Annotated in this window: 14 protein-coding genes; 9 read left to right on the forward strand and 5 right to left on the reverse strand. The window is 33.6% G+C overall.

What is annotated here, in order from left to right; translation table 11 throughout:
- Positions 1 to 37 precede the first annotated feature (37 nt).
- Complete coding sequence (locus tag RC62_RS01935; protein ID WP_055092095.1) at positions 38 to 1,387, reverse strand: M28 family metallopeptidase; 1,350 nt, start codon at positions 1,385 to 1,387, stop codon at positions 38 to 40.
- A gap of 168 nt (positions 1,388 to 1,555) precedes the next feature.
- Between RC62_RS01935 and RC62_RS01940 the strand changes: the two genes are divergently transcribed.
- The 7 genes from RC62_RS01940 to RC62_RS01970 all read left to right on the forward strand — a co-directional run bounded on the left by RC62_RS01940 (position 1,556) and on the right by RC62_RS01970 (position 8,838).
- Positions 1,556 to 2,413, forward strand: a complete 858-nt coding sequence (locus RC62_RS01940; RefSeq protein WP_055092097.1) for a S1 RNA-binding domain-containing protein — start codon at positions 1,556 to 1,558, stop codon at positions 2,411 to 2,413.
- 725 nt (positions 2,414 to 3,138) lie between these two features.
- A complete protein-coding gene (locus tag RC62_RS01945; protein ID WP_035625114.1) occupies positions 3,139 to 3,972 on the forward strand; it encodes a 1,4-dihydroxy-2-naphthoyl-CoA synthase in 834 nt (277 codons plus the stop codon).
- A gap of 96 nt (positions 3,973 to 4,068) precedes the next feature.
- Positions 4,069 to 5,031: a 1,4-dihydroxy-2-naphthoate octaprenyltransferase gene (gene menA / locus RC62_RS01950; RefSeq protein ID WP_055092099.1), complete on the forward strand. Its 963-nt coding sequence runs from the start codon at positions 4,069 to 4,071 to the stop codon at positions 5,029 to 5,031.
- Between the two features lie 30 nt (positions 5,032 to 5,061).
- On the forward strand, positions 5,062 to 5,739 hold the full coding sequence (locus RC62_RS01955) for a metal-dependent hydrolase (RefSeq protein WP_055092101.1): 678 nt from the start codon (positions 5,062 to 5,064) through the stop codon (positions 5,737 to 5,739).
- A gap of 182 nt (positions 5,740 to 5,921) precedes the next feature.
- Entirely contained in the window at positions 5,922 to 6,434 is a 513-nt protein-coding gene (locus RC62_RS01960) for a DUF2199 domain-containing protein (protein WP_209435082.1), read from the forward strand.
- 40 nt (positions 6,435 to 6,474) lie between these two features.
- Positions 6,475 to 7,677 carry a tetratricopeptide repeat protein gene (locus RC62_RS01965; protein ID WP_055092103.1) on the forward strand — a complete coding sequence of 401 codons (1,203 nt, stop codon included), beginning with the start codon at positions 6,475 to 6,477 and terminating at the stop codon, positions 7,675 to 7,677.
- 126 nt (positions 7,678 to 7,803) lie between these two features.
- Entirely contained in the window at positions 7,804 to 8,838 is a 1,035-nt protein-coding gene (locus tag RC62_RS01970) for an o-succinylbenzoate synthase (protein WP_055092105.1), read from the forward strand.
- Between the two features lie 116 nt (positions 8,839 to 8,954).
- Here RC62_RS01970 and RC62_RS01975 read toward each other — a convergent pair whose 3' ends face one another.
- Both RC62_RS01975 and RC62_RS01980 read right to left on the reverse strand, forming a co-directional pair.
- On the reverse strand, positions 8,955 to 9,506 hold the full coding sequence (locus tag RC62_RS01975) for a hypothetical protein (protein ID WP_055092107.1): 552 nt from the start codon (positions 9,504 to 9,506) through the stop codon (positions 8,955 to 8,957).
- A 19-nt stretch (positions 9,507 to 9,525) separates the two neighbouring features.
- Positions 9,526 to 10,437, reverse strand: coding sequence for an OmpA family protein (locus tag RC62_RS01980; protein ID WP_055092109.1), 912 nt, complete (start codon positions 10,435 to 10,437; stop codon positions 9,526 to 9,528).
- 197 nt (positions 10,438 to 10,634) lie between these two features.
- On the opposite strand from RC62_RS01980, the gene RC62_RS01985 reads away from it, so the two are divergent.
- Together RC62_RS01985 and RC62_RS01990 are read left to right on the forward strand one after the other, a co-directional pair.
- Complete coding sequence (locus RC62_RS01985) at positions 10,635 to 11,111, forward strand: CYTH domain-containing protein (RefSeq protein WP_055092112.1); 477 nt, start codon at positions 10,635 to 10,637, stop codon at positions 11,109 to 11,111.
- A 4-nt stretch (positions 11,112 to 11,115) separates the two neighbouring features.
- A complete protein-coding gene (locus RC62_RS01990) occupies positions 11,116 to 12,084 on the forward strand; it encodes a YpdA family putative bacillithiol disulfide reductase (protein ID WP_055092114.1) in 969 nt (322 codons plus the stop codon).
- Between the two features lie 44 nt (positions 12,085 to 12,128).
- On the opposite strand, the gene RC62_RS01995 is transcribed toward RC62_RS01990, so the two are convergent.
- Both RC62_RS01995 and msrA read right to left on the reverse strand, forming a co-directional pair.
- The gene (locus RC62_RS01995) at positions 12,129 to 13,697 is read right to left on the reverse strand and encodes a protein adenylyltransferase SelO (protein WP_055092117.1); all 1,569 of its coding nucleotides are present in this window, start codon (positions 13,695 to 13,697) and stop codon (positions 12,129 to 12,131) included.
- Between the two features lie 124 nt (positions 13,698 to 13,821).
- A complete protein-coding gene (msrA, locus tag RC62_RS02000) occupies positions 13,822 to 14,355 on the reverse strand; it encodes a peptide-methionine (S)-S-oxide reductase MsrA (protein ID WP_055092119.1) in 534 nt (177 codons plus the stop codon).
- Positions 14,356 to 14,383 lie beyond the last annotated feature (28 nt).

Below are 14,383 nucleotides of genomic sequence, written 5' to 3' on the forward strand. Positions count from 1 at the left end.
AGAAAAGCGCCTAATTGGCGCTTTTTTATGTTGTAATTTATCGTATTGGTATCGGAAAAACAGGTAAACTTGCATGTCCTAAGGCATCTACAGCTTGTATGGCAAAAAAGTAATTGTCTTTAGAATAGGGGATTTCAGCTTTTGTATCCTTTACAAAAAATGTTTTTTCCCAGTGAGAAGAGGATGTCTCTCTCATTAAAATCTGATATCCGTATTGTGCTTTTCCATCTGGGGCATTCCAGGAGAAAGCAGATGAATTCGAAAGGTTTTTAACCTCAATACCTACATTTACAGGCGCTTTTGGGGACCAGGCTAAATTGGCAAGAGTAACTAAGTTAGAACAAGTGTTTTTTCGTAAATAATCAAAATCCATAAACTCAACTAAATCACCGTATTTTATATTGTTTTCGGTTCTTAGATCCTGATGCTGATGATCAAAATTCTCATTCATCTCACAAAAACGAACAGCCGCAAAACCATTTTGACTAAACGGAGTATGATCACCGCCACGTAAAAAACGATCATTTCTGTAAACCAGTTTTACTTTTAGCTGATCTACATATTGTTCTGTAACCGTTTTTATATAGCGCGCCAATAATCTCGACGGACTATCATTATCACGACTTGTTGCTTTGCGCATTTTCGCCTCTTCTTCAGTTTCCACAAACGGAATTGTCTCACTAAAAATTCTGATTTGTGTATTATCTCTTAAGTTAGTTCCGCTAGACAAACTATTGCCAATCATATCATTATTTAGCATTGCGATGATATTCCAGTTTGATTCTTTTGCTGTTTCAGCAAGATGACGGGCACCAATAAGACCTTGTTCTTCACCAACAACAGCCACAAAAATAATGGTTGCCGGAAAAGATCTTTTGCTCATTACTTTTGCAAGTTCCATTACAGCCGCTACTCCTGAAGCATCATCATTTGCACCCGGAGCATCTGATTTTACATTCATCACATCAGAAACCCGCGAATCAAGATGTCCGCTTATAATAAGGACACGATTATCATTAGGGTCAGTTCCTTTTAAAGTTGCCATTACATTGCCAAGCTGGCTATCTTTATTAATACGTTTTCCGTCTGCTTTAACTGTAAAATAATCAATTACAGAAGTCAGTCTTCCATTAGATTCCAATGCATATTTATCAAATTCAGATTTCACCCATTGTTGTGCAGCGCCAATTCCTTTGGTTTTACTTTTAGTATCGCTCAGCGTATGCCTTGTACCAAAAGAAACTAATTTACGAACTGTTGCTTCAAGGTTTTCAGCCTTAATTTCGGTAATCATTTTCTTTATTTCCGGATCTTCAACAACTTGAGAAATGGCTACCTGAGTGCAAAACAGAAAGGTAAAAACAGAATAAAAAATGGTCTTTTTCATTGATTTGGAGTTAATTTTAGATGCTCAAATTTAATTAAAAAAAAGAGAAACCGGAAAAAGATGTTGCGATACATTTTTATCTAAAACATTTTTCGTCGTACCATTTTCAAACTTCGTACATTTGCACTTTAAAAACTCAGCTATTTTACAGCTTAGAACCTTATAGAAATGATTGAAATAGGAAAATACAATACCCTTATCATATTACGTGATACCAAAGTTGGTTTATTTTTAGGAAATCCTGAAGAAGATCCGGAAGGAATTCACGATATATTATTACCCAATAAATACGTTCCCAACGAATTTGAAATAGGCGAAGAATTAATCGTCTTTGTATATTTAGACCACGAACAACGCCCTGTCGCTACAACACTTGAACCTTATATATTATTGAATGAATTTGCACTGTTAAGAGTGAATTATATCAATCAGGTTGGTGCTTTTATGGATTGGGGAATGGAAAAAGATATTCTTGTTCCGTTTAAAGAACAAGCCCGTCCGATGGAAAAAGGAAAACGATACTTAGTTTACCTTCATATGGATGAAAAAACCAATCGTCTGGTAGCTTCAAGTAAATTAAATCAATTTTTAAGCAATGAAAACCTAACGGTTGAAAAAGGAGAAGAAGTAGACTTAATTGTTTCGCATATTACTGAATTAGGAATCAATGTAATCATCAATGAACAGCACAAAGGTTTGTTGTACAAAGATGAAGTTTATGATGATGCGATCAGGACGGGAGACAGAATGATTGGTTTTATTAAAAACATTCGTCCTGATAATAAAATTGATGTTGCATTGCAAGTGCAAGGTTACCAAAGTATTGAACCAAATGCAGAAAAAATATTAGATGAATTAAGAGCCAATCGTGGTTTTTTACGTCTAAATGACGCTTCGCATCCGGAGGATATCAAAACGGTTTTGAAAATGAGTAAAAAAACTTTCAAAAAAGCTATTGGAGCTTTATATAAAGACAAACTTATAGAAATTAAAGACGACGGAATTTATCTGATAAAAGATAACTAAAGTTTCTTCTTTAAGATTATTTCTTAAAAACAGGAAAGGCTGCTCATTACAAGCAGCCTTTCCCTTTTTATTCTAGTTTTAAAAAAAATTGTAATTAAAAAAAAACAGAAATAAAATAAATTCGAATCCATTCAAGAGATAACTACTTTAAAAATTTTAGAAATTACTTCTTGAAATGGTATGTCTTCAAACAATCTATCCATTCATATTAAAAGCGAAACATCAATTTCACGGCTAATCCATTGGTTGATAAAATAACTTATAGAAAGTTTTCGTTAGTATTTTTTCCTCTTTTCGTAATCAATTTTATACTAATTACTACACAATTCTAGCATTTAACCTTAGGTGTTACTATTTCCTTTTCGAAGTTTCAACAAATGAGTAAATCATTTGCTCATTATTTAAGGGCTTACAAATAAAAACCATATAAAAATGAGCGACAAATTTTTTAAATTTTCTCAAAAAAATCATTTTTTAGGTTAATAAATCAGTGAAAGAAAATCAATCTGAATCCTATGAAATAAAATGTATCTCATTGATTTCTAGGGTGTAAAATTACTTATTATTTTTTAAAACTAGTGTTAAAAAATGTTATTTTTTGTAAGATAATACCAATTGTTAACATTAGAGGTTATTTTCTCACAGACTTAAAGTAAATTGAGTAGGTAAAAATGTAAAAATGCTTTATTTTTACACTATAATTATTTAAAATTAAACAAATAGAAATGGATTGGATAACTGCCAGAGAATTTGAAGATATAACTTATAAAAAATGTAACGGAGTTGCAAGAATCGCATTCAACAGACCAAATGTAAGAAACGCTTTTCGTCCTAAAACAACTTCAGAATTATACCAGGCTTTTTACGACGCACAAGAAGATACTTCGATAGGAGTGGTTTTGCTTTCTGCAGAAGGACCATCAACAAAAGATGGTGTATATTCTTTTTGCAGTGGAGGAGATCAAAATGCCCGTGGACACCAGGGTTATGTTGGTGAAGATGGTCAGCATCGTTTGAATATTCTTGAAGTACAGCGTTTAATACGCTTTATGCCAAAAGTAGTTATTGCAGTTGTTCCGGGATGGGCAGTTGGCGGCGGGCATAGTTTGCATGTAGTTTGCGACATGACACTGGCAAGTAAAGAACACGCCATTTTTAAACAAACAGATGCAGATGTTACCAGTTTTGATGGAGGTTACGGATCAGCTTATCTGGCAAAAATGGTAGGTCAGAAAAAAGCACGTGAGATTTTCTTTCTAGGAAGAAACTATTCTGCTCAGGAAGCGATGGATATGGGGATGGTGAATGCCGTTATCCCACACGATGAGTTAGAAGATACAGCATACCAATGGGCTCAGGAAATCCTTCAGAAATCACCAACATCTATAAAAATGCTAAAATTCGCCATGAACTTAACAGATGACGGAATGGTAGGACAACAAGTTTTTGCCGGTGAAGCAACTCGTTTAGCATACATGACCGAAGAAGCAAAAGAAGGAAGAAATGCTTTCTTAGAAAAAAGAAAACCAAACTTTGGTGAAAATAAATGGTTGCCATAAAAGTAATTAGTTTCTAGTCTCAGCCACAGTCACAGTCTGAAAACTGAAACTGTGACTGAAAACTTTTTCAAGAAATCTAAAATCTAAAATTAAAATATGAAACATTGGATTGAAGCCGCACGATTGCGCACATTGCCTTTATCAGTTTCTGGAATTATAGTTGGAAGTATTTACGCGCTTTCAAACCCTACAGAAGCAATAAACACCCCAACAGAAGTATTCAGTTGGAAGATTTTTGGTTTTGCACTATTAACAACATTGGGATTACAGGTTTTATCCAATTTTGCAAATGATTACGGAGATGGTGTAAAAGGTACTGATAATGAAGACAGAATAGGACCAAAACGTGCTATTCAAAGTGGTGTTATCACGCCTCAGGCCATGAAAAAAGCTATAATAATTACCTCTTTGCTAACTTTGTTATCAGCAATAATCTTAATTTATTTTGCATTTGGTGAAACTAATTTCGGATATTCCATCTTTTTCTTATTGCTTGGGGTTGCAGCAATTGCTTCTGCAATTCGTTACACAGTAGGAAATTCAGCTTACGGATATAAAGGGCTTGGAGATGTATTTGTTTTCATTTTCTTCGGACTTGTAAGCACATTGGGAGTTAATTTTTTATATTCTAAAGAAGTTGATCCTTTATTGATCCTTCCTGCAATTTCAATTGGTTTATTAAGTGTAGGAGTTTTGAACCTGAACAATATGCGCGATGAAGAATCAGACAGAAAATCAGGAAAAAACACAATAGTTGTTCAAATTGGCGGAGCAAAAGCTAAAATATATCACTTTACGTTGATTATTACAGCGATGCTTCTGGTTGTTGTTTTTGCTGTTTTGAGCGATTACAATTTTGATCAATATCTGTTTTTACTGGCTTATATACCTTTAACTAAACATTTAATTACCGTATATAAAAACCAAAACCCTAAGCTTTTAGATCCTGAATTAAAAAAATTGGCACTTAGCACATTTTTGCTTTCAATATTATTAACGGTATGTATGATTTCCTTGATTTCAGACATAATTGTTAACCTTTTCCTGGGCGGAAGATAAAACAAAGTTCAACTTTAAAATTTTACAAAAATGAAAATCACATTTTACGGACACGCGTCATTGGGCATTGAAGTTGGAGGAAAACATATTATTGTTGACCCATTTATTACAGGAAACCCAAAAGCTGCGGCAATTGACATAAACACACTAAAAGCAGATTATATATTGCTTACACATGCACATGGCGATCACGTTCTTGATGTAGAAGCTATTGCAAAACGTACCAATGCAGTAATCGTCTCAAATGCTGAGATTACAAGCTATTATGCACAAAGAGAGCTAAAAGCACACCCAATGAACCATGGTGGTAGCTGGAATTTCGACTTCGGAAAAGTAAGATATGTAAATGCCATTCATTCAAGCTCTTTCCCTGACGGAAGCTATGGCGGAAATCCAGGTGGGTTTGTGATCGAAAGTGAACACAAAAACATTTACATAGCCGGCGATACAGCACTTACCTATGATATGAAACTGATTCCGTTGCGTACAAAATTGGATTTAGCAATACTTCCAATCGGTAATAATTTTACCATGGATGTAGAAGATGCTATTATTGCTTCTGATTTTATTGAATGTGATAAAATCCTGGGCTATCATTTTGACACTTTCGGTTATATCGAAATCAATCATGAAGATGCAATTCGTAAATTTTTTGATAAAGGAAAAGATTTGATGCTTCTTGAAATTGGAGATTCAATAGAACTTTAATCATTATATTAAGTGAGCTTTTTAGATTTTTGATTTTTTTAAATTAAAATTAGGAATTTTTAGAAATTATAAGGAGCTATTTCCCGCTTTCGGCTATATCTTTTTTGAGAAGATGAAAAATCTTCTCAAAAAAGATATAGCCTTTATCGGGGCTAGGATTTTAGTATTCATAAAAAAAATAGATGAACGACACCATTAAATTCATTTGTGATTGTTGCGGCAAAGAGCATGAAAGCTGGCCCGCATTAACCTACAATTCCCCTAATAGTTATCATAATCTTTCTGATCAGGAAAAAGAGGAAATTGCAGTAATTGATTCCGATTTTTGCGTAATCAAACATCCCGAACATATTCTAAGATTTGTAAGATGTGTTTTATTTCAAAAAGTTAACGATCATTGCGAAGATCTTGAATATGGTTTCTGGGTTTCTCTAAGCGAACAAAGTTTTAAGGATTATTTGGAAAACTTTGATAATGAAAATCACGAAACACAATATTTTGGATGGCTTTCCAATTATATTTCGCAATATGAATTTGCAGGCAGTATCCCAACAACAGTAGTGACTAAAAGCGGTAATGAAAGACCGGAAATTTTCCCTCATAAAGATTTCGATCATCTTTTTGTAAAAGATTTTTATAACGGAATCACAAAAGAAGAAGCTGAAAAAAGAATTCAGCAAATGCTCAAAAATTAGGCCTGAAAATTGCGTAGATATTTAAACTAAATTTTACAAAATGAATTTAAAAAAAGTTGCCCTGTTTTTTTTAATCACAGTTTCATTTCATTCTTTTGCCCAAAAAGATGGTTATTGGGACAAGGAACGTGCTACAACAAAAGAAATCATAGTTTCAGCACGTGATCGAATCGTATTAAAAACCGAAGATCTGCCGGTTGGTACAACAGAAATCGTTTATAGAATTACACTATTAGACGAAAACCAGCAAATGGCAAACAGTTTAGTCTCTGTACTAAAATCAATTCCGGATCCCACCGGAATCAGTCAGGGCTCTGCAGGAGCAGTTTTTTTAATGTCAAAAATCTCCGGAGATGACACCTGTACATATGCACTTTTTACCTCAAATGATGCTGCAAAAAAATACATAGATGATGGCAAGACAGATAAATCCTGCTATGCTCAGGTAGAACCATTAAGCAAAGATGCCAAAAGATTATCGCTTGATAAATCGTCGTGTCTGGGTCAGGATATAAGTACAATCTGGTTTGGATTTCACAGCAAAAATTGGCTTCTTAATCAAAAAATAGTCCTTGAAGTTGTGCCTTGGGTAGACACGAAATTAAACCGCGGGTGGAATCAAGACAATAAAAATGAAATTATAAGCCTTTGCAAAACATCTACAATGGCTCAAAAAATGGCCAATTCTGATGATTTTTGCGTTTGTATTCTGGATAAAATCATAAAACAATATCGCTACACTGAGTTTCAGAAATTATTACCAATAGAAAAAAACAAAGTATACAAAGATTTTGGAAATACGTGTTATAAAGATGCAGATATTTCTAAAAACGTGTATAATGATTTGAGAACCCAGGCTTCGACTTTAATAAAATTACAAAAGTACAATGAAGCGATTCAAAAGTTAAATACAATCATAAATGATGGCAAAGCTACTGCGATAGACTATAGTTCTATTGGGTATTGCTACATCCTTACAAAACAATATGCAAAAGCCATTAAGTTTCTTAAAGAAGGTGAAAAACTGGATGATACCGAGTTATTGGTCAAATTAAATTTAGCGCATGTTTATCTGGTAAGCGACGATTACAGTGAAGCAAAGGCAATCTATAAAAAATATCAGACTCAAAATGTCACGGATAGTTTAAGCTGGAAAGATAAAACAAAACAAGACTTTACCGTTTTTGAAAAAGCAGGTTTACCATCAAAAGACTTTGAAAGAGTTTTAAAATTATACAATTAAAGTTTTACCATTTAAGTTTTACCATTTAAGTTTTACCATTTAAGTTATATAAGTCCATTTAAACGCATTGCACATAATGCGTTACTTCAATTTACTGATATAACTTATATGGTTTAAAATAGAACCATGAAAGCTACTTACCACAAATACATGCTCGAGTTTAAGCGTCCATCAGGAACTTCCAGAGGCGTTATGACGCAAAAGGAAACCTGGTTTATTGTTCTCGAAGAAAACGGCAAAAAAGGAATTGGCGAGTGCGGAATTCTACGGGGTTTAAGTGCAGATGACAGGGATGATTATGAAGAAAAACTAAACTGGGCTTGCGAAAATATTCATTTAGGAGAAACTGCTTTGTGGGAATCATTACTTGAATTTCCTTCTATACAATTCGGGATCGAAATGGCTTTTTTATCACTAAAAAGTAAAGATCCATATGTATTGTTTCCATCAGATTTCACAAACAATTCTAAATCAATTGCTATAAATGGTTTGGTCTGGATGGGAGAAGCTTCGTATATGAAACAGCAAATCGAAGAGAAATTAGCCGATGGTTTCAATTGTATCAAACTTAAAATTGGTGCAATAGATTTTGAGAAAGAATTAGAATTATTACACTTTATCCGAAGTCATTTTTCAGCAGAACAAATTGAAATTCGAGTTGATGCCAATGGTGCCTTTTCTTTAAACGAAGCTTTAGATAAGCTTGTTCAACTTGATAAATTCCAGCTTCATAGTATCGAACAGCCCATTAAAAAAGGTAATATTTCAGCAATGGCAGATTTATGTAAATCAACGCCATTTCCTATTGCACTGGATGAAGAATTAATAGGTGTTTTTTCGTTAGAAGAAAAAGAAAAATTATTACAAGAAATCAAACCTCAGTATATTATTCTAAAACCAAGTTTTATTGGCGGTTTTAGAGGAACTAAAGATTGGATTGATTTGGCTGAAAAATATAATATTGGCTGGTGGATTACATCGGCATTAGAGAGTAATGTTGGACTTAATGCTATTTCACAATGGACATTTCTTCAGCATTCAAATATGCCGCAAGGTTTAGGAACCGGAGCACTTTATACCAACAATATCGATTCTCCGCTTGAAGTTTCGCAAGGGCAATTGTGGTACAATGCTTCTAAAAAATGGGATTCAATTTTTTAGGAGGTTCAAAATAACAAAGGTTCAGAGATTCGAATAAAATAACAAAAGTTTAAAATAAAAATACAGAGTTACAAAGCCTTTGAATCTTTGCAACTCTGTACCTTTGTAACTTTCCTTTACTCTTTCCCTCCAAGCAAACCTTGTTGCCAGTCTTTTAATTCCTGCCATTTTCCCTGATAAGCCAGAAAGGCTTGTTTTGCCCAGGTTCCCGGATTATGAATGGCAAAATTTTCTCCGCCCGCATTAAGAATTGACTGCAATTTTTCAGTTGATGTTTCTGATAATTCCTGCCAGGTTGCAATTCCTGCTGCGTTTAGTAAAGCTTCAATCTTAGGCCCGATTCCTTCAACGATTTTCAAATCGTTTTCTTTGATTTTTTTTCCATAAACAGTTGATGCCAGTACTTCATCAAACAAAAACGCCGGAGCTGTAGCAGAAGCAAAAGATTGTCCGGAAGCCGAAATGGTAGTTTTTGATGCTAAATCATCCTCTAAAGAAGAAATTTTTGCGTTCAAATTTTTTGTATTTGCTTTACAGGCATCTAAATCAGCCTGCAATGATGAAGCAAGTGAATCATCTCCTTTAGAATTCATTTTTCCTAGTAAGTAACCTAAAATTCCACAGATTAATCCAACTAGCACAGGTATTAAGATACATGGTATATTCATAATAGTATATTTTGATTTATTATTTGATTGTAATTACGGTTCTTCTGTTAGTCGCTTTTCCTTCAGCCGTATTATTGTCACCAATAGGTTCGTCAGGTCCTTTTGATTCAGTGGTAATACGACTGTCTTCAATGCCTTTTTCAGATAAATAATTTTTAGAAAAATCGGCACGTTTTTGGGCAAGGATGATATTAGAATCACGATTTCCAACATTATCACTATGGCCAGTCACTAAAATAACAGCATCTTTTTCATGTTTCATATATTGTACTAAATCTGCCACTTTCTGATTTTCGACATCTGTCAGTTTATCACTGGATTTATTGGTGTTAAAATGCAGTATTAAAGGATCTTGATTAATTTTATTTTTCAAAACTACCCATTCATCAGTTGCATCGGGAGTTGCCTCCAATGTTTCAAATTTGTATTCGGCCGGACCTAAAAGTGTATCTGAACTTGTTTTCCATTTATCAATTATCTGACCTTTAGTATCAAATTGCGAATCTGATAAACCTTTAGAGATAAAATACTTCTTTATATCATTTGCTCTTGCAAGACCAAGATTTTCATACGAAGTACTATTGGTTTCATCCGAAGTAGCATAACCGGTGATGGTAATTTTTTGTTTTGGATTTGCAATTAAAAATTTTTTAAGATTTTCAATTCCAATTGCTACAGAATCACTAACAGGCAGTATGACTGCAAAACTGTTTTTCAGAAACTTGATGTTATCGTTTGTATGATAATCAATTCCCGAACCATTTAGAATAAAAGGGACAAAATTAGTCTCCTCAGCTACCACTGCTGGTGCTTTTTCAGTATCAGGCGCTGGTGTTTTTATAGTACAATTGCAACAAAAGTTTACATACAAGTAAGTACCTAAAATAATGGTTATTGCAATGCCTAATAGATAAAGTGCTTTTTTAGACATAAGTGATGGAGTTAAGATTCTATCAAATTTAACAAAAAAATAAATACATAATACATTCATACTCCGATATTTAGAATCTAAATATCTAATTTTTAGATGATTATATTTTTGAAGTAAATCTCATAGATAAAAAAATCTTCATTTTAGGAGTGAATTAAATTAAGTAACTTGCATAAAATTTAATTTAATACAGAGAAATGGTCGAAATAGAAAGAAAGTTTCTTGTAAAATCAGAAGATTTTAAAGAACAGGCTTTTACTCAAAATAAAATTGCTCAGGGATATTTAAGTTCAATCCCGGAAAGAACCGTTCGGGTTAGGATTAAAGGAAATAGAGGCTTTATTACCATAAAAGGAATTGGAAAACAAGGCGGAATGTCCCGTTTTGAATGGGAAAATGAAATTCCCGTTGATGAAGCTCAGGAATTACTTAAATTATGCGAAAAAGGCAAAATAGAAAAGACCCGTTTTGAGATAAAGTCAGGAAAACATGTTTTTGAAGTAGATGAATTTTACGGAGAAAATGAAGGTTTAATAATGGCAGAAATCGAACTGGAATCTGAAACAGAATCGTTTGAGAAACCAGATTGGTTAGGGGAAGAAGTGACCAATGATCCAAGATATTATAATGCTTATCTGAGCAAAAAACCTTTTAAAGACTGGGAAAAACAATAGTACTATGACAGAACAATATGATTTAATCATTGTTGGAGGCGGTCCTATTGGTCTTGCTTGTGCAATAGAAGCTCAAAAGAAAAACCTGCGTTATTTGATCATAGAAAAGGGTGCAATTGTAAACAGTATTTTCAACTATCCTTTGTATATGACTTTTTTTTCAACAGCAGAAAGACTGGAAATTGGAGATATTCCGTTTAATTGCTTGGCACCAAAGCCTGGCCGTCAAGAAGCGCTGGAATATTATCGTAATATACATCGCTACTTTAATTTTAACATTAACTTATTTGAACAAGTTACACAGGTTGAAAAATTAGAAAATAAACGATTTCAAATCACAACAAACAAAACTTCATACGACGCTAAGAATGTGATTATTGCTACCGGATTTTATGACATTCCAATTACAATGAATGTAAAAGGGGAGGAGTTGCCAAAAGTACGTCATTATTATAAAGAAGCACATGAATACGCTTTTAGAAATATTTTAGTTGTGGGTGCTAATAATTCATCTGTTGATGCAGCGCTAGAATGTTGGAGAAAAGGAGCAAATGTTACAATGGTTATTCGTAAAAACGAAATAAACAATCGGGTGAAATATTGGGTAAAACCAGATATCGAAAACCGGATCACCGAAGGCAGTATTAAGGCTTATTTTGAATCTAATATTACTGAAATTAGTGAAGATAAAGTCGAAATTGAAACTCCAAACGGAAAAGTTACAATTGAAAATGATTTTGTCTTAGCATTAACAGGTTATAAACCAGATTTGACTTTTCTTGAAAAAATGGGAATTCAATTATCTGAAGATGAATTAAAAACACCAACATATAATACTGAAACGATGGAGACAAATATCGAAGGTTTATTTCTGGCAGGTGTTGTTTGTGGCGGCATGCAAACTCATAAGTGGTTTATTGAAAACTCACGTGTTCACGCAACTATGATTGTGGATTATATTGCTTCTAAGTAAAAAAGTTTGCCACTAATTTCACGAAATTAGTGACAAAATAGCTTTTATGAACTACAAGAAAGCATAGAACAACCTACTTTAGAGCGAGCCCAATCCGGTCGTTTTGCAAACCATTTTTGATATTCGGGTTGTTCATCATACGGCTTTTGCAACAATATATATAATTCATTTATTAGGGAATAATCTGCTTTGTCAGCGGCATCAATAGCCAATTGCGACATATAATTTCGGAGCACATATTTAGGATTAATAGTATTCATTTTTTCAGATCTGTCATCATCTGATAATGTTTCAGTATTTAATCTTTCGAGATAAACAACAAACCATTTTTTCCATGAATCTAAAATATCCCCCGAAATTTCTTCTGGTATATAAAATGAATATTGAATTTTTTCGATCGCCTCATCAACTGAATCAGTCTTTTTAATCTGGCTTAAATTTCTAAAAAAGATTGTCATATCAGTTTCAGATAATTGTAAAACCGTGTCTAAAGCTATTATTAATTTACTGTCAGCTTCAGTAGAAGTAAATATTCCTAACTTGCTTAAAAACATTTTTTTATAATCTGAATCAAAATCATTAATAAATGATTCTAAGATTTTTTCCAAAGGTTCTGCCTCATTAATTAAAGGATAAAGGGCATTCGCTAATTGATACAAGTTCCACTGTGCAATTTGAGGCTGATTGCCAAAACGATATCTTCTGTTTTGACTGTCTGTAGTATTTGGAGTCCAGTTTGGATCATAGTTTTCTAACCAGCCGTAAGGACCGTAATCAATCGTGATTCCGTGAACCGACATATTATCTGTATTCATTACGCCATGCACGAAACCTACACGCTGCCAATGCAAAATCATTTCACGGGTTTTATCAGCAACTGTTTTAAAAAACTGTACATACTGCTCTTTTGGTTCGCCTTTAATTTCGGGGAAATAATATTTTATATTGTACTCAACAAATTGCTTTAAATTTTTAAGTTCATTTCTTGCAGTCAGCATTTCAAAACTTCCAAAACGTATAAAAGACGGAGCAACGCGGCAAACAATAGCACCTTTTTCGTAAGCTGGATTTCCGTTATATAAAATATCGCGTAAAACCTGATCTCCTGATAACATAAGCGAAAGTGATCGGGTAGTGGGAACACCTAAATGATGCATCGCCTCAGCACATAAATATTCTCTCACAGAAGAACGTAAAACTGCTAAACCATCAGCGGTTCTGGAGTATGGCGTTTTTCCGGCTCCTTTTAATTGAAGTGTAAAAAACTCATTATTATGCTCTACTTCAGTCAAATTGATAGCACGGCCATCACCCAATTGTCCTGCCCAGTTCCCAAATTGATGTCCGGCATAACACATGGCATACGGACGTGTGTCCGGAAGGATTTCTTTTCCTGAAAAAGCATTCAAAAAGGATTCAGATTGAATTTCACCTATTGAAATTCCCACTAATTCAGCAACTTCTTCAGAAGCGTGAATCAATACCGGATTTGAAGGTTTTGTTGGGTCTACATAAGAAAAAACAGCATTGGAAACCTGACGAATTTCATTTGTTTCGTTAGGATCTGCAGGTAATTCAGTAGTAAATCGATTCTTTATTTTTAAATTTTTCATTTGAATTTTTATTTTTTTGCCACAAATTATACAGATTAAAATGATTCTTTTTAAATCTCTAAGAGATCAATAAGTAAGTGAGGAGAATCATTCTAATCCTTCTAATCTGTGTCAAAATCTTTAATTAGTCCACTAACTTATCTGCGTACATTTTTTGTAATTTCTGTACTTTCGGATCTATTACAATCTGGCAATAACGCGCATCCTGATTGTTGTTATAATAATTTTGATGATCTTCTTCTGCGTTGTAAAACACTTCAAAAGCTTTTAATTCAGTTACAATCGAATCTTCATAAAAAGGTTTGACTTCTTCTAAAACTTGTTTCGCAATTGCTTTCTGTTCTTCATCATGACACAAAATAATAGAACGATATTGTGTTCCTGAATCAGCTCCCTGACGATTTAAGGTTGTTGGATCGTGACTTGTCATGAAAATAAAAATAAGATCATGATATGAAATTATGTCAGGATTAAATGTAACTTGTATCACTTCTGCATGTCCTGTCCTGCCAGTACAAACTTCACGATATGGAGGATTTTTGATAAAACCTCCTGAAAAACCTGATTTTAAAGATTCTACTCCTTTTAAACGCTGGATTACAGCTTCAATACACCAAAAACATCCGCCACCGAAAGTAGCTACTGATAAATTTTCCATAAATGGTATTGTTTAGTTTTACTTGCCC

The sequence above is a fragment of the Flavobacterium aquidurense genome (genome assembly GCF_001404985.1).
Lineage (GTDB): Bacteria > Bacteroidota > Bacteroidia > Flavobacteriales > Flavobacteriaceae > Flavobacterium > Flavobacterium aquidurense_B.